15 protein-coding genes and 2 CRISPR repeat arrays (1 of these 17 only partly in view) are annotated in these 19,168 nt (G+C 69.4%); of the genes, 3 read left to right on the top strand and 12 right to left on the bottom strand.

Annotated features, from left to right (window positions below; translation table 11 throughout):
• The first annotated feature begins 238 nt into the window (after window positions 1-238).
• Together MXD95_RS01445 and MXD95_RS01440 are read left to right on the top strand one after the other, a co-directional pair.
• The gene (locus MXD95_RS01445) at window positions 239-1,000 is read left to right on the top strand and encodes a hypothetical protein (protein WP_250638659.1); all 762 of its coding nucleotides are present in this window, start codon (window positions 239-241) and stop codon (window positions 998-1,000) included.
• 152 nt (window positions 1,001-1,152) lie between these two features.
• Window positions 1,153-2,100: a DUF4097 family beta strand repeat-containing protein gene (locus MXD95_RS01440; RefSeq protein ID WP_250638658.1), complete on the top strand. Its 948-nt coding sequence runs from the start codon at window positions 1,153-1,155 to the stop codon at window positions 2,098-2,100.
• A 74-nt stretch (window positions 2,101-2,174) separates the two neighbouring features.
• On the opposite strand, the gene MXD95_RS01435 is transcribed toward MXD95_RS01440, so the two are convergent.
• The 3 genes from MXD95_RS01435 to MXD95_RS01425 form a co-directional block, all read right to left on the bottom strand.
• On the bottom strand, window positions 2,175-2,561 hold the full coding sequence (locus MXD95_RS01435) for a hypothetical protein (protein ID WP_250638657.1): 387 nt from the start codon (window positions 2,559-2,561) through the stop codon (window positions 2,175-2,177).
• Complete coding sequence (locus MXD95_RS01430; RefSeq protein ID WP_250638656.1) at window positions 2,554-3,408, bottom strand: DUF8616 domain-containing protein; 855 nt, start codon at window positions 3,406-3,408, stop codon at window positions 2,554-2,556. Before MXD95_RS01430 ends, MXD95_RS01435 begins: the two co-directional genes overlap by 8 nt.
• A 296-nt stretch (window positions 3,409-3,704) precedes the next feature.
• Window positions 3,705-4,724: an NsdA family TPR-like regulatory protein gene (locus MXD95_RS01425; protein WP_250638655.1), complete on the bottom strand. Its 1,020-nt coding sequence runs from the start codon at window positions 4,722-4,724 to the stop codon at window positions 3,705-3,707.
• Window positions 4,725-5,166: 442 nt separating this feature from the next.
• On the opposite strand from MXD95_RS01425, the gene MXD95_RS01420 reads away from it, so the two are divergent.
• Entirely contained in the window at window positions 5,167-5,604 is a 438-nt protein-coding gene (locus tag MXD95_RS01420) for a hypothetical protein (protein ID WP_250638654.1), read from the top strand.
• Window positions 5,605-5,666: 62 nt separating this feature from the next.
• On the opposite strand, the gene MXD95_RS01415 is transcribed toward MXD95_RS01420, so the two are convergent.
• From MXD95_RS01415 to cas3, 9 genes are all read right to left on the bottom strand, one after another.
• Window positions 5,667-6,299, bottom strand: coding sequence for a limonene-1,2-epoxide hydrolase family protein (locus MXD95_RS01415; RefSeq protein ID WP_285223480.1), 633 nt, complete (start codon window positions 6,297-6,299; stop codon window positions 5,667-5,669).
• Between the two features lie 177 nt (window positions 6,300-6,476).
• On the bottom strand, window positions 6,477-8,108 hold the full coding sequence (locus tag MXD95_RS01410) for a thiolase C-terminal domain-containing protein (protein WP_250638653.1): 1,632 nt from the start codon (window positions 8,106-8,108) through the stop codon (window positions 6,477-6,479).
• Window positions 8,109-8,207: 99 nt separating this feature from the next.
• Window positions 8,208-9,862: a CRISPR direct-repeat array (repeat unit 37 nt; unit sequence GTTGTGACCCTCGCCGAGCGTGGGCGCCCGGCGCTGC).
• Window positions 9,863-9,995: 133 nt separating this feature from the next.
• Entirely contained in the window at window positions 9,996-10,286 is a 291-nt protein-coding gene (cas2, locus tag MXD95_RS01405) for a CRISPR-associated endonuclease Cas2 (protein WP_250638652.1), read from the bottom strand.
• Window positions 10,286-11,320 (bottom strand): type I-C CRISPR-associated endonuclease Cas1c, encoded by a 1,035-nt coding sequence (cas1c, locus tag MXD95_RS01400; RefSeq protein WP_250638651.1) that lies wholly within the window; start codon window positions 11,318-11,320, stop codon window positions 10,286-10,288. Before cas1c ends, cas2 begins: the two co-directional genes overlap by 1 nt.
• A complete protein-coding gene (gene cas4 / locus MXD95_RS01395; RefSeq protein ID WP_250638650.1) occupies window positions 11,313-11,978 on the bottom strand; it encodes a CRISPR-associated protein Cas4 in 666 nt (221 codons plus the stop codon). The genes cas1c and cas4 overlap by 8 nt, the downstream gene beginning before the upstream one ends.
• Entirely contained in the window at window positions 11,975-12,862 is an 888-nt protein-coding gene (cas7c, locus tag MXD95_RS01390) for a type I-C CRISPR-associated protein Cas7/Csd2 (protein ID WP_250638649.1), read from the bottom strand. The genes cas4 and cas7c overlap by 4 nt, the downstream gene beginning before the upstream one ends.
• A gap of 111 nt (window positions 12,863-12,973) precedes the next feature.
• Window positions 12,974-14,902, bottom strand: coding sequence for a type I-C CRISPR-associated protein Cas8c/Csd1 (gene cas8c / locus MXD95_RS01385; RefSeq protein WP_250638648.1), 1,929 nt, complete (start codon window positions 14,900-14,902; stop codon window positions 12,974-12,976).
• Window positions 14,902-15,567, bottom strand: a complete 666-nt coding sequence (gene cas5c / locus MXD95_RS01380; protein WP_250638647.1) for a type I-C CRISPR-associated protein Cas5c — start codon at window positions 15,565-15,567, stop codon at window positions 14,902-14,904. The genes cas8c and cas5c overlap by 1 nt, the downstream gene beginning before the upstream one ends.
• Window positions 15,568-16,096: 529 nt before the next feature.
• A complete protein-coding gene (gene cas3, locus MXD95_RS01375; protein ID WP_250638646.1) occupies window positions 16,097-18,340 on the bottom strand; it encodes a CRISPR-associated helicase Cas3' in 2,244 nt (747 codons plus the stop codon).
• Window positions 18,341-18,712: 372 nt separating this feature from the next.
• Window positions 18,713-19,168: direct repeats of the CRISPR family, unit length 37 nt; unit sequence GCAGCGCCGGACGACCACGCCCGGCGAGGATCACAAC; it runs 2,072 nt beyond the window's last position.

Raw genomic sequence — 19,168 nt, 5'->3', positions numbered from 1 at the left:
AGGGGATGAGGGCCCTTGGCCCCGCGATTCTTTCCATCGGGCGCCGAGTGTCCGATTCGCGATGGTGGTGCGAATCTCGGCCGGGAGCCGGGAGCCGGGAGCCGGGAGCCGGGAGCCGGGAGCCGGGAGCCGGGAGCCGGGGTAGGGGCGTTGGTGGCGTCAAGCTGGTGCCAACGGACCTAGAAATGGCGCCAGAGCGCGGTTGACTTGGCGCCATCCATGGCGCCATTATGGCGTCATGGACCTCACGCCGTATGTGGAGAACCTCCGAGGCGAGCTGTTGGCCGCGGCGGATTCGGGCGAGGCTCGGGCGCTGGCCGAACGGCTGACGGCGGTGGTGGCCTCGGCGTCTCGGCTCACCATCCTCGAGGTGCTGTCCGCCGCCGCCGAGGAGGTCACCCGTGACCTTGCTCCCGGCTCGGTGGAAATCCGGTTGCGCGGGCGAAACCCCTACTTCGTCGTGACCCCGCCGGGCTCGTCCGCTTCCTCGGGCGGCCAGTGGGCGCCGGACGACCAGCGGGTGTCGGGCGGCCGAGGAGCGGATCCGGGGCTGGCGGACGGCCCTGGAACGCAGAACGCTCGCGGCGCGTCCGGCCCGCCCGCTGGTTGGGACGAGCCGGACGCGGAGGACTGGCGGGCCGCGCCGGACTGGCGGGACACGTCGGGAACATGGGTCCGGTCGGCCCCGCAGGGGCGGGGTGGTGGACCGGGCGGTGCCGGTGCGTCGTCGGCCGGGCTGCCGCCGATGCCAACGGAGTTCGCCGACGGTCGGGACGGCGCTGTCTCGCGGATCAACTTCCGGCCGCCCGAGCAGCTGAAGCTACGGATCGAGGCGGCTGCCGCGCAGGAGGGGCTGTCGGTCAACGCCTGGCTTGTCCGGGTGACCAGCGCTGCGGTGACCTCTGGCATCCCCGCGGATTCGGGCCGCCCGGACTCGGGCCGGCGCCGCCCGCGGCGCGACTCGGGTGGTGGCGGTCGTTTCGTCGGCTGGGTCGGCTGACTCGCCCGAGATCGCCCGCAGGTCGCCGGGAACCGCAGTCGCCGACGGCCGGGAACCGCTGCCGGCCGCAGGCAGACATCGCAAACGTGGCACATCGAGAAGTGCTGGAGAGATCGAGAAGTGCTGGAGAGATGGAAGAGGGAGGTCGTCGCATGCCCACGTTCAACACGCCTGATCCGATCACGGTGGACGTCAAACTGGTAGGCGGCCGCGTGCGGATCATCGCCAGTGATCGTCAGGACTCGGTCGTGCGGGTCGAGCCCGACCTGCCCAGTGCCACGTCCGGACGGGTGCGGGTCAACCTCACGGGCAGCACGTTGAAGATCAGGTCAGCCCAGTCCGGTGGGATCGTCGACAAGCGTGGCGCGGTCGAGGTGACCGTGGAGGTTCCGAGCCGGTCCAGCCTGGTGGCGAGGACGGCGAACGCCGAGATCCGCGCGCGTGGGGTTCTCGGCACCTGCCGCCTGCACGGTACGGCCGGGCTGGTCGAGCTTGATCGGACGACGGGCCCGGTGCACGCGCACGTTGCCGACGGCACGCTGCGGATCGGCCACGCTGGCGGGGACGTCGACGTGCGCAGCGGCCGTAGCGCGGTGCACATCGACGAAGTGCGCGGCGACGTCACGGTGAGGGCCGCGACCGGCCCGGTCGTCATCGGCACGGCTGGCGGCGACCTGACCGTGGCAACCGCCGGTGGGGATGTCGCGGTCGAACGCGCCGCCGCGAACGTGACCTTCCGCACCGCCTGGGGCAACCTGCGGGTCGGCGAGGTGGCCGGCGGACGGGTCGACGTCGCGACCGGAACCGGCAACATCGAGATCGGCATCCGGGCGGGTCTGGCGGCCTGGGTGGACGCCTCCAGTAAGAGTGGCGAGGTCCGCAGCCTGTTGCCGGCCCGCGGTGGCCCCCCGTCCACCGAGCACAAGGCCGAGGTCCGCGCCCGCACCCAGCACGGTGACATCCTCATCCGCTCCGCCGTCGACCCCGCCGCGCCGTCGGGTTCCGCGGAGCCGGACGGTCCCACCACGCCGCGGGGAGGTGGCGAGCCCGCTGCCTCGGCCGGTCCCGTGGTGGCAGGCCGCGCCGTCAAGACCTTGTGACGGACGGTTCCGCGGAACCTGGGTGGCCGCGCGGGCGGAGGCGGTAGGTGCTGCTCGGCCGTTTCGGCCCGTGGCTACCGTGACCGGGTTGCGGCCAAGGCGGCGGCGACGCGTTCTTTGGATGGCGCCTCATATCGAAAATCCCGCCCGCGCAGATACTCGAGGAATGCCGGTTCCGGCGGCAGGTCATGCTCCTCAAGATAGTAGACGACGGATGCGGTCCAGATCCATTCGCCATCGGTGAGGGCGACGATGGGGACCTGCTTTCCACGGTTCGGCTCCAGCTGATCTGTACCGAGCCCTGCGGCGCGGAAAACAAGTGCTCCGGCGTTGAGATACCTCAGGAATCGGCCGCGTTCAGGTCCGGGTGGCAACAGCGGCCGGTCGATTATATACGGAACGCCATCCGCGGTACCGTCGAAGACGTTCGCCAACCTGAATTCGCCGCGGATGTCAGGCATTCCACTCGCCTTCTGCTCTGGGATGGAAATCGAGCCAGACGCCATCATGGGGCTCGGTCTGCTCCGGGAACCCCCGGTCGTTTTCGCGGACGGACGTGGTCCATATCCTACCGGTGTCATCGGAGAAGGCGATTTCGGTGGGTGCCGTCACTGTGACACCGAGTTTGTCGGCAAGTCGTTGCGCGACCGGATTGTCGCCCTGGCCGGTCTCGCATGACATCAGGCGGACGGGCCGTCCACCCCACGTTTCGTCCGCCCGGATGAGTTTGGCGAGCTGGCCGGCGTCGAGAGTGCGTTTGCCGACCTGGAAGGCATCAGGTGAGCCGTGCAGGTCGGCGGTGAATCGTTCTTCCTCCGGCTCGACTCTCGACGCGTAAAAGTGCATATTTTCGTCGTCTTTTTCGAAGAAAGCTCGGCCGGCGTCGGTGGGGCGACTTTCGTTCCAGACACGTGACAGTTTCCAGCCCAGGCGGTCCGTGCCCGGTGTGTCGTCCCGGGGACGCTCCTCGGCCTGGGCCCGCAGAGCTGCGGCTTCGAAGAGCGCGAGCTTCTTCTCGAGGGCCGAGGCAGGTTGCGGGTCCTTCGCGGCGACACGGTCGGCGGGGCCATCGGTGGCGTCGGTGGAGGTGGCGGCCCGGTCGGCAGGCCGTACGGCAGATTCGATGGGACGCGTTTTGCCGAGATCTGTCGCCGGTTCCTGGGCGCTGCCCTCAAACCTGACCGGGGATGGGGGACCGGGACGTTCGGTGCGTGTGGCGGGCAACTCGGGAGCGTCACCGCTGGTGCCGTCACGTCCGTCGGAACTGTCGGAACTATCGGAACTATCGGAACTGTCGAGCGCGCGCACGGCTGCGTGCTCGAGCAGCTGGGCCTTCAGCTCCGCCCGGCTCGGCTCACGTTCCGGCGTGGCGGAAGGTGAAGGCCCGGTCGGGCCGTCCGGCTCGGCATGCGGTCGATCGATCGCCATTGATGCATAACGTAGCAAAGACGTCACCCTGGCGCGGGGAGAACGGAGTACAGGTGCGCGGTGCCGTGGCTGGCATCGCCGGGCGGGTCGGTGCCGATGGGCCCGGGTCCGGAGAAGGCGATTGGCCCAGGGGCACCGACCTGGCCGGCCAGCGACGGTGTGGCATTGCGGACGGGTCAGGCAGTGACAGCAGGCAGGTCCCAGGTGTCGAGACGGGTGGCGATGTCAGCCAGGCCACGGTGGTGGCCGACACGCCGCCGGGCGTCGGCCAGGAAGCGGCGGGCGCGACGGGTCATAACCGCGTTGGGGCGGTGGGCGGAGATGTCGAGCGCCTCGATGACCAGGGCCTCGGCCCGGTCGGCGTCGCCTTGGTGCAGTTCGGCGGTGGCGGCGGCGATCCGGGCCATCGAGCGCAGGCCGGTGGCGCCGGCCCGGTCGAGACGGGCCAGCGCGGCATCGGTGTAGATGCGGGCGGCGTCGGGCTGACCGAGCTCCACATAGGCGGCGGCGGACAGTTCGGCGAGGGTGAGCGGATTCAGCGTGTCGATGGAGAAGCCGGGTTCGCCCTTCTGCTCATCGCTCAGTGCGCCCTCGATGCGCCATGCCCGGTTGATCGCCAGATGGACTCCGGCCCGGTCTCCCCTCGCACCCAGTACTCGGGCCTCGATTGCGGCCGCCCGGCCCGCGACCGCCGATTGACGTCCGACGTGGGCCGATGCGTCCCGCGCGAGCTGCAGCGCCTCGTCGAGCCGTCCGGCCTTGCGGGCCAGCGACGACTGCCACAGCCGCACCCAGGCCTGCAGCGAGCGGTCCCGCGCGAGTTCCGCGTGCTCGAACGCCTCCGTGAACGCGATCCCGGCGTAGTGGGTGTCACCGAGGTCGTGTCGCGCGGTGGCCCATAGCGCGGTCAGACGGCCGGCGGCCCACTGCAGGCGCTCGTCGACGGCGCTGGGATGCCCGCCCTCGACGAGCGCCGTCCGTATGGCCGGAAGATGGCGCCGCAGATAGACCGCTGTTGCACCGATGGGAGCCCTTTCGTAACCAGCCGTGATTTGGCCGATTCGGTTCTCGACGTGAGTGAGCACATCGTGTGATGGGATCACGCGGATACCCCGAACAGCGAGGAGGCTCGCGGGCACCGCTGCGGCCGCGCCCGCGGACAGACGGAAGAACCGCCGTCGACTGATCTCACCCATGGTTTACCTGTGCCCTGGTAGTTTGCCCGCTTGGCGGGAAAGCCGTCCGTCTGCGGACGGACCCAGACCGGAACAACTTCCATGTGCGCCCCCGTACGATGCCTGACCACGTACTGTGTTGAACGTTAGCTGGGCCCGGGTGCCGTCCACGACAATTACGCGTAGCCGCCTGTGGTCTCCTGGCTTGGTCGGAGTGACGCGTGACTCGTTTCGCTGACTGATTTGTTTCTATGTAATGAACGGGCAGAGGAGTGGCGGTTTCCGTCGTGCTTCGGCGGGCGGAGATCGGGTCGTGATTGGCATCGCGCCCTTTCGGGAAGGCGACGGCGACGCTTGGCTGCGGTAGCCGTCCGGGCGCGGTCCTACTACCTGCTGAAGGGGAGTTCGACCCTCTGAGCTGGATGGACGCCATTCTCCTTGGTGAGATTCGGGACTTTCCGAAATGGTTCGGAGCGCAGTCGAGTCGGTCCGGCTGCCCGTTGCCGGCAGCACCCGCGAGCGGGTCGTCGCCCTGGTCGAGGCCGCCTGGGCGGCGTTCTCGGCGCCGACGTCCATGGCCAGCCTGGAGATCTCCCTTGCCACCCGGACCGGGCGCTCCGCCGCCCAGGATGCCCACCTGAACAACATCGCCCGCCAGCTCCACCAGCTCGGTGCCCGGCTGACCGGCCAGCCCGACGACCGTCTCGGCGACGTGCTCTGGGCCGCCCTGCGGGGCATGGTCCTCAGTCAGATGGTCGCCCGCGAGCCAGTGGAGTTCGGCCAGGAGCGAGCCGTGCTCGTCGACGTCCTGGTCGCCTACCTCGAACTGCGGCTTGACCAGGAGCGCTCGGCGGCGCTCGTCGGCGGTGCCGCCGGAGACGGCGCGGACGCAGTCACCTGAGGGTGGTCATCGCGGGCCAGGACAGGCATGCGTACTGGTGGCTGGGCAACGGGTGCCGCGGGTCAGTCGGTCGTCGTCGCTCGGGCGCGGGAGACGGTTCCGCGCGCCCTGGCCACCAGCACCCGTCCGGTGCCGCGCAGGCAGCTGGCCAGGAACGTGGTCCAGTCGAAGTAGTCGCGCCAGAGCGTCACACGGCCGTCGTGGACCTCGAAGGTGCCGCACACCCAGAACTCGGCCTGCCATGAGCCGATCCGCAGGACGTCGGTGCGTTCGGTGAGGACGACCGGCCCGTCCGCGGCCAGGTGATGGGTGCGGGCCTCGAACCCGGTGCAGCGCCGGAACAGCCCGCGCAGCTGCCGGTCCACCGCGGCGCGGCCACGGGCGGGCGGCAGCGGGACGTTCTGGTAGACGACGTCGTCGGAGGTGAGCCGCAGCGCCGCGTCCAGGTCGAGGCGCTCCAGTGCCGCCAGGAATGCGATCACCGTCTCCCTGGGATCCGGCGAGATGTGCGGATGTGACGCTGCCTTCGGATCTGGCATCACGGGTCCTCTTGTGGCTGCGGACGGATGGCGGGTGGAGGTTCCGGTGGTCACGGCGACGCCGGCGAGCCCGCCGAGCGCCTCGGCCGCCTCGGCCGCCTCGGCCGCGATCCGTCGCGCCTCACCCGGGCGGCTGACGCGGATGCCGAGAACCAACGCGCTCTGCAGCCTCTGTGGCTCGCCTTGGCCGACTGGCTCCAGTCTGAAGGGAAAATATCTAGATGTTAGGCATCCTGGCGGCGGTGCGGGTATCGGTGCAACGCGTCTCGCCGGGTCCACCGGGGACGTGGTGTGGCTGTGCGCCTGGGAGCGGGCGCCGGTATGAGGATCAGCTCAGCCACCAGCGCGTTGCAGCAGCAGAACGCCGGAGGGCGTGCCGCCGCCCGTCGTCACGACGGCGGTCCGGGCGTCGGTGACCTGGCGGGCGTCGGCCTCGTGGCGAAGCTGGGCGACCGCCTCGTAGACGAAGCCGAACCCGTGTGTGCGGCCCTCGGAGAGCTGGCCGCCGTGCGGGTTGACCGGTAGCTCGCCGTCCAGGGCGATCCGCCGGCCGCCCTCGAGCCAGTCCTGGGCCTCGCCCAGTCCGCAGAAGCCGAGCGCTTCGAGCCAGGAGATGGCGTTGAAGGTGAAGCCGTCGTAGAGCAGGGCGACGTCGACGTCCGCGGGGCGCAGGTCGGTGCGGGTCCACAGGTGCGCGGCCTGGCCGAGAACCTGCGGCTCGTGGGTGATCGTGCCCTGGTCCCAGGAGACCCGCTCCAGGATCTGGGTGCCCACGGCCTCGACGCGGATGGCTGGCCGGGGCCGGTCGGCCGCGGTCTCGGCGGCCGAGACGATCACCGCGATCGACCCGTCGCAGGGGACGTCGCAGTCGTAGAGCCCGAACGGCGAGCTGATCGGCCGGGCGGAGAGATACTCGTCCATGGTCAGCGGCTCGCGGTAGATCGCCGCGGGGTTGCGGGCGGCGTTCGCCCGCCCGTTGAGCGCGATGGCGCCCAGCATCTCCCGGGTCGCGCCGTAGCGGTGCAGGTACTGGTTCGCGTTCACGCCGATCCAGTTCGCCGCCGACATCGCCCCGAACGGCGCGCGGTATTCGAACATCCCGCCCACCCGTGAGCCCATGCCGCCACCGAGCCGGAGCGCGGCGTGCGTCGACGCCCAGACGGTGCGAAAGCACAGCACGTGCCGGCACAGCCCGTTCGCCACCGCCAGCATCGCGGCGACCACGGCACCACCCGGGCCCGGCAGGTCACCCCCGCCGTTGATCCAGGTCGGTTGGAGGCGCAGCGCCTCCTCGAGGGCGCTCACCCCGCCCTCGGACATGCCACCGGCGGTGCCATCTCCGCCCGGGTAGGTCGAAAGCCCGTCGATGTCGGCGAGGGCGAGGCCGGCGTCCGCGACGGCCTCCAGACAGGCATCGACGGTCAGCGACAGCGGGTCGACCATCAGCCGCCGGCCCAGCGCGGAGCGCCCGATTCCGGACAGGACCACGCGGTGCTCGAACCGGTCCGCGCTCGCCGGCGGCCGTGGGACCGGCCGGCGCGGCGCGGGGACGCGGTCGGTCGAGTCGATGGCGCCGGTCGGCTCGAACAGTGGCAGCCATACGTCCTCATGCTGCTCGAACCGGACGGCGACCTCCTGGCCGATCCGCACGTCCTGGGGCGAGCAGCCGACGATGTTCGTCGTGAGCCGCACGTCAGGCTGCTCCGCCAGCGCGACGACCGCGACCACGTAGGGCGGCTCGAAGCCGGGAAGCCACTGGTGCGCGTTCACCGTGTAACCGACGACAGTGCCACGTCCGGACACCTCGATTGGCGTGGATCTCCGGCCGCGGCAGTGCGGGCAGATGGGCACGGGTGGGTGGACGAGCGTGCCGCAGTCGTCACAGCCCTGGATGCGCAGCCGGCCGTCGGATCCCGAGGTCCAGAACCATGTGTTCGCGGGTGTCAGCTGGGGAAGAGGCCGCACGTCTTCACTCCTCAGGAAACCGTGTGCGGAAGGCGCGGCCCGCCGTGGGGCCTTCCACCATCGAACTTATGCACATCGGGAGACCGGCGTCGCCGGGCGCCTGTGACCCTCGCCGAGAGTGGGTGCGCTGCGCTGGACGGGCCGCTCACCGTCCTTCTACACCGCATCGCCACCGTTGTGACCCTCGCCGAGCGTGGGCGCCCGGCGCTGCTCCACGACCCGAACGGCGCCCCCGTGATCGGCCAGTGGGTTGTGACCCTCGCCGAGCGTGGGCGCCCGGCGCTGCGTGATGGAGCGCATCCAGACGGTGTACGACCGGGAGGTTGTGACCCTCGCCGAGCGTGGGCGCCCGGCGCTGCATCAGCGATGCCATCCACGTCGGTCGCGAACCGCGCGTTGTGACCCTCGCCGAGCGTGGGCGCCCGGCGCTGCCGCTGTAACAGGGGTGGTGCTGCGCTTCTCCCGACTGGTTGTGACCCTCGCCGAGCGTGGGCGCCCGGCGCTGCCTCGCGACAACGACGAGATGTGAGGGAACGAAGTCGTTGTGACCCTCGCCGAGCGTGGGCGCCCGGCGCTGCTGGGATGCCCTATCTACCACGTACAGACGCCGGTTGGTTGTGACCCTCGCCGAGCGTGGGCGCCCGGCGCTGCATTGTTTCGTGAATTGCCACCCGCATTGGTAGTGGATGTTGTGACCCTCGCCGAGCGTGGGCGCCCGGCGCTGCTGGGTGGGGGTCCGGTCGGAGACGTGGCAGGCGACGGAGTTGTGACCCTCGCCGAGCGTGGGCGCCCGGCGCTGCTGGCGCGGCTGCGGGTGCCGTCGGGGTCGTCGTCGTGGCCGTTGTGACCCTCGCCGAGCGTGGGCGCCCGGCGCTGCCCGGTCATCGGGCGCAGCGTCTGCCACCGACGCAGGTTGTGACCCTCGCCGAGCGTGGGCGCCCGGCGCTGCTACACACTCTGCCGAGAGGACTGCCCCGGGTAGCGCCGTTGTGACCCTCGCCGAGCGTGGGCGCCCGGCGCTGCTCGCACCAAGAGGACGCGCCATCACGGGCGTAGGCGTTGTGACCCTCGCCGAGCGTGGGCGCCCGGCGCTGCACCCGAGGCACCGATCTGGGGCGGCGGGCATACGCGGTTGTGACCCTCGCCGAGCGTGGGCGCCCGGCGCTGCATGCTCTCGGCGAGAACGGCGCGCACCTGCTCCTGGGTGTTGTGACCCTCGCCGAGCGTGGGCGCCCGGCGCTGCTGGTCGAACGAATCCGCACGCCCGCAGCGTGCGAATGTTGTGACCCTCGCCGAGCGTGGGCGCCCGGCGCTGCTAGAGGAGGAGGGTCCGTGGCGTCTGCCGAATACATGGTTGTGACCCTCGCCGAGCGTGGGCGCCCGGCGCTGCCTCGCGCACTTCGCCCCCGATGGTTACCTCACCGCCGTGTTGTGACCCTCGCCGAGCGTGGGCGCCCGGCGCTGCCCTCAAGGTCGGCGTATGACGGGGCCAGTTCGAACCGTTGTGACCCTCGCCGAGCGTGGGCGCCCGGCGCTGCCTGTGCGCCAAGTTCTCGTCGTCGTCTTCGGGGATGTTGTGACCCTCGCCGAGCGTGGGCGCCCGGCGCTGCGAGCGTAAAGGTGGTGGCGCCGGTCCTCGTGATGGTGTTGTGACCCTCGCCGAGCGTGGGCGCCCGGCGCTGCCCGTCTCCCGGGGTGGAGCGTGGCGATCGATCTCGTTGTGACCCTCGCCGAGCGTGGGCGCCCGGCGCTGCCCTGCCTGGGCAGGGGTTTCGTCTGTCAGCCGATGGGGGTGTCACCAATCTGGCAGCTTTTCGGTCCGTTTTGGGTGTTTTCTGGGTTCGGGGGGTGGCGGTGGGTGGGCGGGTGCTTGGGGTTCCGAGGTGGTCAGATGATGTGGTCGGCGCGGTGGGTGGGGTGGGGGCCGGTGCCGAGGTGGTGGACGGTGTCGAGGGTGTGGTGGGGGAGTTGGTAGATGCGGATGCTGTCGAGGGTGTCGTCGATGACCTGGCGGATTGTGTGTTCGAGCTGGATGCGTTGGGGTTCGGTGCAGACGATTTCGAAGACGGATTTTTGGACGCGGATGCCGTGGCCTTCGCAGATTTTTGCGACTTTGCGTAGGCGGCGGTTGCCGTCGGGGGTGGTGGTGTCGACGTCGTAGGTGAGGAGGAGGTCCATCAGGTGGGGCTCCAGGGGATGTACTGGGGGATGTCGCCGCGGAGGTGGCGGGCGAGGATGCGTGCCTGGAGCAGGGGGAGGGTGGCGGCGGGGGTGTCGTGGGCGAGGAGGGTGTGGGGCCAGGGGCGTGCGCGGGCGGTGCTCCAGAGCGCGAGGTAGTTTTTCCGGCCTTTCTCGGTGAGTTCGCAGGATCCGCCGGGGCGGTTTTCGAAGTCGGTGTCGGTGAGTTGGCGTTGGTTGAAGGCGGTGAAGACGAGCCGGTCGACGAGGAGAGCGCGGAACTCTTCCATGAGGTCGAGGGCGAGGGCGGGTTTTCCGGGGCGGATGCCGTGGAGGTAGCCGATGTGGGGGTCGAGGCCGACCTGGTCGAGGGCGCCGTGGACGGCGACGCGCAGGATTCCGTATCCGAAGGAGAGGGCGGCGTTGAGGGGGTCGGTGGCGGGTCGGCTGGCGCGGCCGGGTGGGGCGCTGATGGTGGCGTGGCTGGTGAGCAGGTGCGGCCAGGTGGCGATGTAGCGGCGGGCGGCCTGTCCTTCGACGCCCATGGTTTCGGTGATGCTGGTGGTGTCGCGCAGGGTGGGGAGGGCGTCGGCGAGGTGGGTGGCGGTGTCGCGTAGGGCGGTTTGGCGGGTGCTGGTGGCGTCTCGGGCGGCGCGTAGGAGGACCTGGCGGCTGTTGTGGAGTTTGCCGGCGACGAAGGCTTTGGCGAGGGCGAGTCGCTGGGCCGGGTCGCGGTGATGGTCGTGCTGGGCGATGCGTAGGTGCGGGTTGCCGCCGGTGGGGCCTTCGACGCGGGCGCGGAACCGTCCGTTGCCGGTGAGCCAGGTGACGGAGCGCCGGTCGGTGGCGCAACGTTGCAGAAGATCGTCGGTCACGGTCACACCGCCGAAGGCGACGATGTGATCGATGCGGATGAGGGGGAGGCGCCGGCGGCCTTTCTCGTCGTCGGGGTGCCAGATGCGCACGGCGTCGCCGTCGAGGTGGAGGCTGGTGCCAGGCGTGGTGGCGTACAGGGTGTTGAGGAGTTCAGCCATGCCAGCGTCCCGCGGGTCGTGGGGTGAACAGATCGTCGGTCTCGGCCGCTCGGGTGGTGAGGCCGGGCAGGCAGTCGGGTTCGAGGGAGCAGCGCCGGCACCGCCGATCGGCGACGGCGCCTGGCAGGACGGCGTCGGTGAGGATGTCGCGCATCTGCTCGGCGGTGCGCAGGATCTGGGCGGTGAGGCTGTCGGTGAGCTCGACGCGGTGGCGGCGCCGGTCGGCGTGGGAGAACACCTCGGCGTAGGGGACGTCGAGGGGCAGCATGTCGCGCAGGCAGAGGGCCTGGGCGCCGGCTTGCAGGTCGGCGGGTCCGCCGGGAACGTAGCGGCCGACTTTGTGTTCGACGGGGATCGCGGTGGTGGCGTTGATCTCGACGACGTCGCAGATTCCGTACAGGCCGAGCCGGTCGCTCCACACTCGTAGCCCGGTGACCTGCCGCATCCCGCTGGTGGGCGGTATGGGCAGGGCGGGGGAGGGCTCGTGGACCTGGGCGTGGGCGACGTTGCCGCGCATGGTTTCGACGTTGTCGGCGAAGACGTTGTCGAGGTGGATGAGGGCGGCCTGGCGGGGGCAGTAGGCGTGGTGCTCCAACGCGGAGATCGCAAGCCGCGCGGCCTGCCGGTCCCCGTCGGGCCACCAGGTGGCCGGGTTCATCCCAGGATGCGGGTGAGGGTGACGCCGTCGGGCAGACCCGTCTCGTCGACCTCGATCTTGTAGTCGTTGAAGCCGCGGGGTTCGCCGGTGGAGATCTTCTGGCCGGTGATGCGGGCGGACAGCGTGTGGGCGGGGGCGACGCCGAAGGCGTTTCGGTGGCTGAACACGTACAGGCCGCGGGTGGCCATCTCGCCGCGGGTCGCCGACCGGTCGTGGTCGAACATGTTGACCAGGGTGGTCAGGAACAGGTCGAGGTCCTCGGCGCTGACACCGGTCTGCTGGCCGCGGACGGCGGAGTAGTGGATCTCCGCCCGGTACAGGCCGTAGGGGACGGTCCACTTGCCGCCCATCTCGGTGCTTTCTCCCTTGTCGATGTCGGCCTGGGTGGTCTGGGTGACCCGGGTGATGGCATGGTCGACGGTCAGGACCGGGTCGAGGGAACGGGCCATGCCAACCTGCAGCGGCCCGCGGATCTGGCCGAGGGACTGGGTCTTACCGGTCGACATCACCGCCCCGAACAGGCGGATGTCGACGTACCGGTCGGTGAGCCAGGCGCGGGCCTTCGCCGCCTTCGCCTCGTCGATCTTCTTGCCGAGTTCGAGTCCCTTGACGACGTAGGACTCCTCCAGACGGGTGTTCAGCGCGTGCCCGGCCTCGACGAAGATCTGGAACCGGGCCAGGTCCAGACCCTGCGCCTGGGCGGCAAGTCCGATGGTGTCACGGACTTTGCGCTTGAGGGCGACGTCGGTGATGAGGCCGTGGCCGGTCTCGTCGTCGACCCGCGGGCGGTTTCCCTCGTCCGGGTTGCCGTTCGGGTTCCCGTCGGTGACGTCGATCAGGAGGGTCAGGTCGTGCTTGACACTCGGGTCAAGGGCGATGCTCATCGGTTGTGCTCCTTGAAGCAGAATCGGCGCCGGTCTAGCCGGCTGGTCCACAGGTGCTGTTATTCCGAGCGCGATCTAGGAAGGTCGGCGAAGTGGCGGGAGAGGCGGCACTCAGGCTGCGGGAGGCTGCGCGGTGGCTCCGGGCGTCGCGGGGCCGGCCGGCGGGGGCGTGAGCTTCGCCGCGTTTGCCGCTTGGCCGCGCCGCATCGAGTCGGACTTGTGATGGTGATAGCCCAGGACGAACCGGCCCTGTTCGTCCAGGGTCGCGCGGCCGGGAAGACCCCCGGTGGCGTGGAACATCGCGAACAGGTCGGACAGCTGCCGGCCGAGCGCGATGGCGGTGTCGGGTCGGCCGCGGCCGATCTTCTTCAGCCACGGCTGCGCGAGCTTCTGCCCCTGGATGATCGAAGCTGCGGGGTTGGCGATAGCGCCGGCGAGGTAGCGGTCGGCGAAGGTGGCGTTGAGCCGGTCCTCCTTCTTCCGGCCGACCCGGGCGGCGTAGTACTGGATGGTCTCGAGCTGGGCGAAGACCCTGCCGGCGAGATAGGCGGGATCGTGGTTGTCGGGGTCGAGTCCAGGGCCGGGCACGGGGAACGTCCTTTCAGGCTGGGTGCGCGGGCGGGCACGGCGGACCAGGGCCAGGCGGATAAGCGCGGCGCGAGGGTCGTCGATGTGCCCGTCGGTGCGGATCCTGGTCAGCAGATGCGCGAACAGCGCGGGCGGCAGCGGGAAGCCTTTGATCGCTGTTCGCAACAGGTGGCGTTGCACGTCGTCGGGCCGCTGGGCGTTCTTGGCGCCGAACCGGGCGTACTCCCCGGCCAGGCCTGTGCCCGCCTCCGTGCCCTTGGCGCGGGTGGGGATCCATCGGCCGGTGGCCAGCTCCAGGCGGACGAGTGGTAGATAGCCCTCGCGGGAGGTGTCGACGCCGAGCATCCGGTGGTCCTCGAACCACCGGCCGATGTTGGCCTCCAGCGCTGGCAGGGGCATGTCGATCCAGTCCCGGACCACCACCCGGGACACGTTCCCGCTGATCGTCACCGAGCAGAACCGCTCGCGCTGGTCGAGCTTCGCCGGGCCGGCCCCGGTCCGCGTGCGGTTGATCAGCTCGGTGACAAGAGCCGGCGGCGGGTTACCGAGCGTGCTGGTGAGGTCGAACTCCGAGTCGATGGTCCACCAGGTCATCCGGCTGTCGCCGCCGACGAAGGCATGGTTGGTGTCGTCGAGGAGGTACTGCAGGTTGGCCACCGACCGCTGCGCACAGTCCAGGCAGATTGGGACCGTGGTCAGATTCTCGCCAAAGTCGTAGGTGTGGATTCGCTTGTTCGCCGACACGAGCGCTGCCGATGCCTGGGTGCAGCCGGGCACCAGCCGCCGCGGGATCTGCTGGGGGAACCGGTCGACCAGTACCGCGACACGCCCGCAGACCAGGCAGGGACCGCGTCGCTGGCCACCACTCCCACTATCGTCGCCGTCGGTGCCAGTCGAGCCGCCGCCGGCCTTGCGGCGCTGGACCTCCAGCCCCCAGTAGGCCCGTAGCGACGGCTCCTCCGTCACTGGATGCGCATCGGCTCCGACCAGCAGGATCACCCCCTGCTTCGACGTCCAGGTCGCCGGGCGAGCTACCGCCGCGTACGCGCCGGTTTGATAGAAGCGGGCGCAGGCCTGCGCGACGGGATCGTCGGGCGCGGCTCTTGCCCAGCCCTGAACCAGCGCGATGGACGCGGCATGGCATTTCGCGACTCGGTCCGGCTTCGCCGCGTCGTCCGCCCAGCCCAACGCGTACTGGATGTCGTCCGCACCAAGAAGCGGCGAGATCCCAGCGGCCCGGGCGATGTACGGAACGGCGAAGGCCTCGCCGTTCTTTCGCGCACGATCGGTCGAATCGGACAGATCGATCAGATCGGAAGCGCCAAGTTCACCCGACGATGTGACACGCAGTCCCCACTTCATGGGCCGCACCTGGAAGAACGGCGGAAGCGCCGCATCCTCGAAACCGACGACGACCGGTTGCTCGAAAGCAGCGAGCCTGGCCAACAGCATCACGCCACCACCGGAACGTCACCACGCACCCCGCGGCGCGGGATCACTATCACGCCCGACTCGAGGCGGGCCTGAAACCAGTCAAAGGTCGGCGGAGTGGTGTGATGAATGCGGTGTAGCATCAGACCCAAATCCTCAGTGTGCTCAAGACGAGGCGAGTCGTCCGGGGGCCCGAAGTACGCCGGGAACTCGCGGGTGCCCATGCTCGGCTGCTGGAAACAGGCACCCCGATCCACCCGTCGACGGAACTGGTCACGGTAGGCGGCGGCCGTCTTCGTCGCGTGGGCACGAAGCTCGACATGCGCATGGATGCGGTAGGCGACATCCTTCAGGCACACTGCGTTCCGCTGATCCCGACTGCCCACCGTGTCGATTCGCCGTCGGCCCGTCGCTGCCTCCGCGAGCGAGGGAAGGTCATGGGTCTCGTTGCGCCGCAGCAGAAACTGCTTGATCGGCTTCAGAACCTCGATCGCCACCGGCACCCAGCTGAACTCCGGCTTCCAGAAGATCGACTCCAGGATTCCGATCGCTGCCGTCGGCGTCAGTGCCGGATAACTCACCCGCTCAACCCCATGCTCCGGCCGCGTGAACAGCCCGCCCTCGGACCAGACCTGCACCGAGACCGGCGGCTCCCCTGACGGCGACCGCGACAGGAACGACTCCATTCGCCCCAACTCCCTTCACCTGAGAAGAAACACAGGCGCAGCAGAATGCCATGACCTGGTATCGAATCGATGCGCCCGTCTGGCGAGCGCACTCAAAACTCGGGCCGACAAGCGTGAAACGCGCCTGATGGGCCCGCGAACCGAAGGCTGGGACTGCCCTTGCAACCCTGCCTGCAATCGTCTATCGATATGCGCTACTCGCGGATATCCCCGATCGGTGGCCGGCCAGGAACGAACATGCTCCTTGGCTGCGTGAGCGAGAGTCTCGGTGTTGACGAGCCCGAGCCTCTCGCCGTGCCCGTGCCCGTGCCGAAGGAGGCAACTGTTATGAGCCTCGCCTGACCGGTAGCCAGTCGGCGCTGGGCGCCGCCCAAGAAAGACCCGCCATGGGCAGTGTGGCATACCTCTGGGTGAACTTGCCAGGCACCCCATCGAGATAGTGCCGGATGAGACAACTGAAGTAGGAACGTCTTCTGAGCTTTGGGTACTGTGACCAGGCGCGATGTACCTCCGTAGCCTTGGGACGGCGTCATGCGATGAAGTCCTCACCGGTTGGGGTGAGGACGAGGCCGGCGCCGTCGTATGTGCCGACCCACTCGACGAGGTCACCGACCAGCGGTCTGCACAGCGCGGCGACGTCGGCTCGCTCTCGGGTCCGCCGTTTGACCATGGCGAGGTACGGCTGCAGCTGGCGGAACAACTCGGGTTCTGGCCGCGGACTGGCACGCAGCTCGGCGACGAGGTCGTCGATGACCTGCTGCGCAGGCTCGTAGGGCACCACGATCGGCACCGTGTCGTCTTCGATCATCCGGAAGGCGCGGGACCGGTCCCTCCCCTCGCGGCCATCCACGCGTCGTGGACCCTCAGTCACCGTGTGGAAGTCGAGGCTTCCCCGTGCGGCCTGGACCGCGTAACCCCGGCTTTCGGGTCCCTTGACCGGCGGCTGCCCGAAGTAGCTGCGGTAGTAGTCGCGCAGGGCCTTCAAGTCGTCCGGGTCCGCGGAACCTGGGCCGATCCGTTCCCGGGTCAGTCGCACCGGCAGCGTGTAGCTGGGTGGGGATCCGACCTCATCTGGGTCGAACACGACGACCCGTCCACCGGCCTGGCCCAGGACGCCTTCGCGGTTGGCCCGGCCGGCGGCCTGCTGAAGCGAGTCCGCCGGGGCCATCGCCCGGTAGACGGTGGGGAAATCGACGTCGACGCCAGCCTCGATCAACTGCGTGCTGACCAGCCGGACCGGTTTGCCATCCGCCAGCAGGTCGCGCACCTCGGTGAGGACGTCTCGGCGATGCGCCGGGCACATCGCCGTCGACAGGTGGAACACGGACATGTCCGCCGCGACCTGCTCTCTCAGGAGCTCCCACATCCGACGGGCGCTGCCGATCGTGTTCATGATCGTCAGAATTTGGTCGTGTCCAGAGGGATTGGGAGCGGACACCCGCTCGGCGACCTGCTCCAGTGAGGGCTTCGGATCCGTCCACCATTCGTAGCGCACACGTCGCAGAGCGTCATATAGCCGCTGCGGCTCGTTGATGATCTCTGTTGGTTGGGTGTTCTTCAGCGGGTTCAGTGACCACAGGTCCGGCTGTGTCGCTGATGCCAGCAGAACCGTGGTTCCGAACCGGTTGGTCAGCTGCCGCAACCCGTGGACGATCGGAACCAGCAACGGCGCGGGCAACGCCTGCACCTCGTCCAGCACGATCACCGCGTTTGCCAGCCGATGGACCTTGCGCATCGCCGCTGGCCGCCGGCCAAACAGCGATTCGAACAGCTGCACCGTCGTGGTCACGACGAACGGCGCGTCCCAGTTCTCCGCTGCCAGCCGGGCCCACCACGGCCCCGGCCCGTCCTCACCCAGACGAACCTGGGAATGATGTTCCAACACCACCGGGTCGCCGCCGCCCGGACCGTCCGGGTCCAACAGCTGCCGGTAGACCGCCGCGTTCTGCTCGGTGATCGTGATGAACGGCACCGCCACGATCACCCGAGACTTGCCGTGCTCCAACGCGTGCCGAAGCCCGAACGCGCCCGCCGCGATCGTTTTCCCTGATCCGGTCGGAGCTGGCAGTCGGAAGAATCCCCCAGGCCCCGAGGCGGCCGCCACGCAGGCATGGAAGACTTCTTCCCGCCACTTGTCCACTGTGGACGCGCCCCGACCTGCCAGCATCCGTTCGCGGCGCCGGACGAACCGGTCCCACAACATCGCCATGTCCGCGGGCGGCGTGACATGCGCCTGCCCGCCGGCGCGATGCGCGGCCGTGTCCAGCCCGTCGGCATCCACCAGCGCCGAATACAGCAGGCGGAGCAGCATGTCGAGCTCTACCTTCACGGAGAAGCCGGGCGGCAGCGGCACCTGCGGACCCTCGAACAGAGCAGGCAGCAACGGCCGCAGTGCCGCTTCGGCCTCCAACCGTGCCCGCGCATGCTCCGCGGGTGCGTTGTTCACCTCGGTGTCGACGAAGGCCGGGCTGGTCAACCCACCGTGATGGCCGTGCAAAGGGAGCCCCAGGGCGGCTGCTCCGCGGCGTCGGGCCAGCAGAACTCCCAGCGACTTGTGTTCGAAGCCCACCCGGCCACCCGTCGACTCCGCCAGCAGCAGACGCTGCTGCCACGCACACGACGCCTTGCCCGTGTCATGGGCCAGCCCGAGGAACCGGCCCGCCGGCCCTGCCCCGAACACCGATGCGAACCGCTCGGCCAGCGACGCCGTCCCCTCAAGATGATCGACAAGGTGATGGCGAACTCCCGTCGAGTTGACACTGTGTGCCCACATCTCCAGACCCCCGATCCAGAACATCATCCGGCAGCTCATGGCACGGACGGCGATCACAACCTCACGTGCGCCATCCAATCTGGCGGGTCTGACAAAAACGCCGCCCCGTTGAGACCGGACGGTCACCACAGGCGCATCCACTCGAGGTGATCGACACGACGGCTTGATCTACCCGTCAGGGATCTCGAGCTCCCACCGGGTGCCCGTGCCGTCGTCAGGGCCCCCGAGCTGCCAGCTCACAGCTTCGGAACCCCAAGCACGCCGCTAAGCCCCGGCACCTTCCGAACCCAGAATCTGCACAAAGCGGACAGATATAGTGCCAGAACGCTGCCATCCACAGCGGGATCGAAGCGAATAACCTGTTCAAGCAGGGCAGCGCCGGACGACCACGCCCGGCGAGGATCACAACACCCTGTCCTCGCAGGCCGCGCCGACCGGCTCGGCAGCGCCGGACGACCACGCCCGGCGAGGATCACAACTCCATGAGCTTCGTTGCCCATTCGGGTACATCGTCAGCAGCGCCGGACGACCACGCCCGGCGAGGATCACAACTGCATGCGGATGGTGATCTGGTGTCCCGTGTGATCAGCAGCGCCGGACGACCACGCCCGGCGAGGATCACAACAGCGCCCTGCTCCCGGATCTGGTGCGTGTCCTGGAGGGCAGCGCCGGACGACCACGCCCGGCGAGGATCACAACGTCGGCGGCGGCGGCGAGCTCGGCGGACATCGCCTGCAGCGCCGGACGACCACGCCCGGCGAGGATCACAACTGGCTGGTCGTGATCTGCAGGCCGGCAGCGAGGGGCAGCGCCGGACGACCACGCCCG

Source organism: Frankia sp. AiPa1 (assembly GCF_023243075.1).
Lineage (GTDB): Bacteria > Actinomycetota > Actinomycetes > Frankiales > Frankiaceae > Frankia.
The sequence above is the reverse complement of the archived record's forward strand: the minus strand, read 5'-3'. Positions and strand labels throughout refer to the sequence as shown.

Coding starts and splice junctions, on each gene's coding strand:
- MXD95_RS01445 (WP_250638659.1), top strand. CDS start 239: ATGGACCTCACGCCGTATGTGGAGAACCTCCGAGGCGAGCTGTTGGCC.
- cas7c (WP_250638649.1), bottom strand. CDS start 12,862: ATGAGCATCGCCCTTGACCCGAGTGTCAAGCACGACCTGACCCTCCTG.
- MXD95_RS01440 (WP_250638658.1), top strand. CDS start 1,153: ATGCCCACGTTCAACACGCCTGATCCGATCACGGTGGACGTCAAACTG.
- cas4 (WP_250638650.1), bottom strand. CDS start 11,978: ATGAACCCGGCCACCTGGTGGCCCGACGGGGACCGGCAGGCCGCGCGG.
- MXD95_RS01425 (WP_250638655.1), bottom strand. CDS start 4,724: ATGGGTGAGATCAGTCGACGGCGGTTCTTCCGTCTGTCCGCGGGCGCG.
- cas5c (WP_250638647.1), bottom strand. CDS start 15,567: ATGGAGTCGTTCCTGTCGCGGTCGCCGTCAGGGGAGCCGCCGGTCTCG.
- MXD95_RS01420 (WP_250638654.1), top strand. CDS start 5,167: ATGGTTCGGAGCGCAGTCGAGTCGGTCCGGCTGCCCGTTGCCGGCAGC.
- cas2 (WP_250638652.1), bottom strand. CDS start 10,286: ATGGACCTCCTCCTCACCTACGACGTCGACACCACCACCCCCGACGGC.
- cas3 (WP_250638646.1), bottom strand. CDS start 18,340: ATGTGGGCACACAGTGTCAACTCGACGGGAGTTCGCCATCACCTTGTC.
- cas8c (WP_250638648.1), bottom strand. CDS start 14,902: ATGCTGTTGGCCAGGCTCGCTGCTTTCGAGCAACCGGTCGTCGTCGGT.
- cas1c (WP_250638651.1), bottom strand. CDS start 11,320: ATGGCTGAACTCCTCAACACCCTGTACGCCACCACGCCTGGCACCAGC.
- MXD95_RS01435 (WP_250638657.1), bottom strand. CDS start 2,561: ATGCCTGACATCCGCGGCGAATTCAGGTTGGCGAACGTCTTCGACGGT.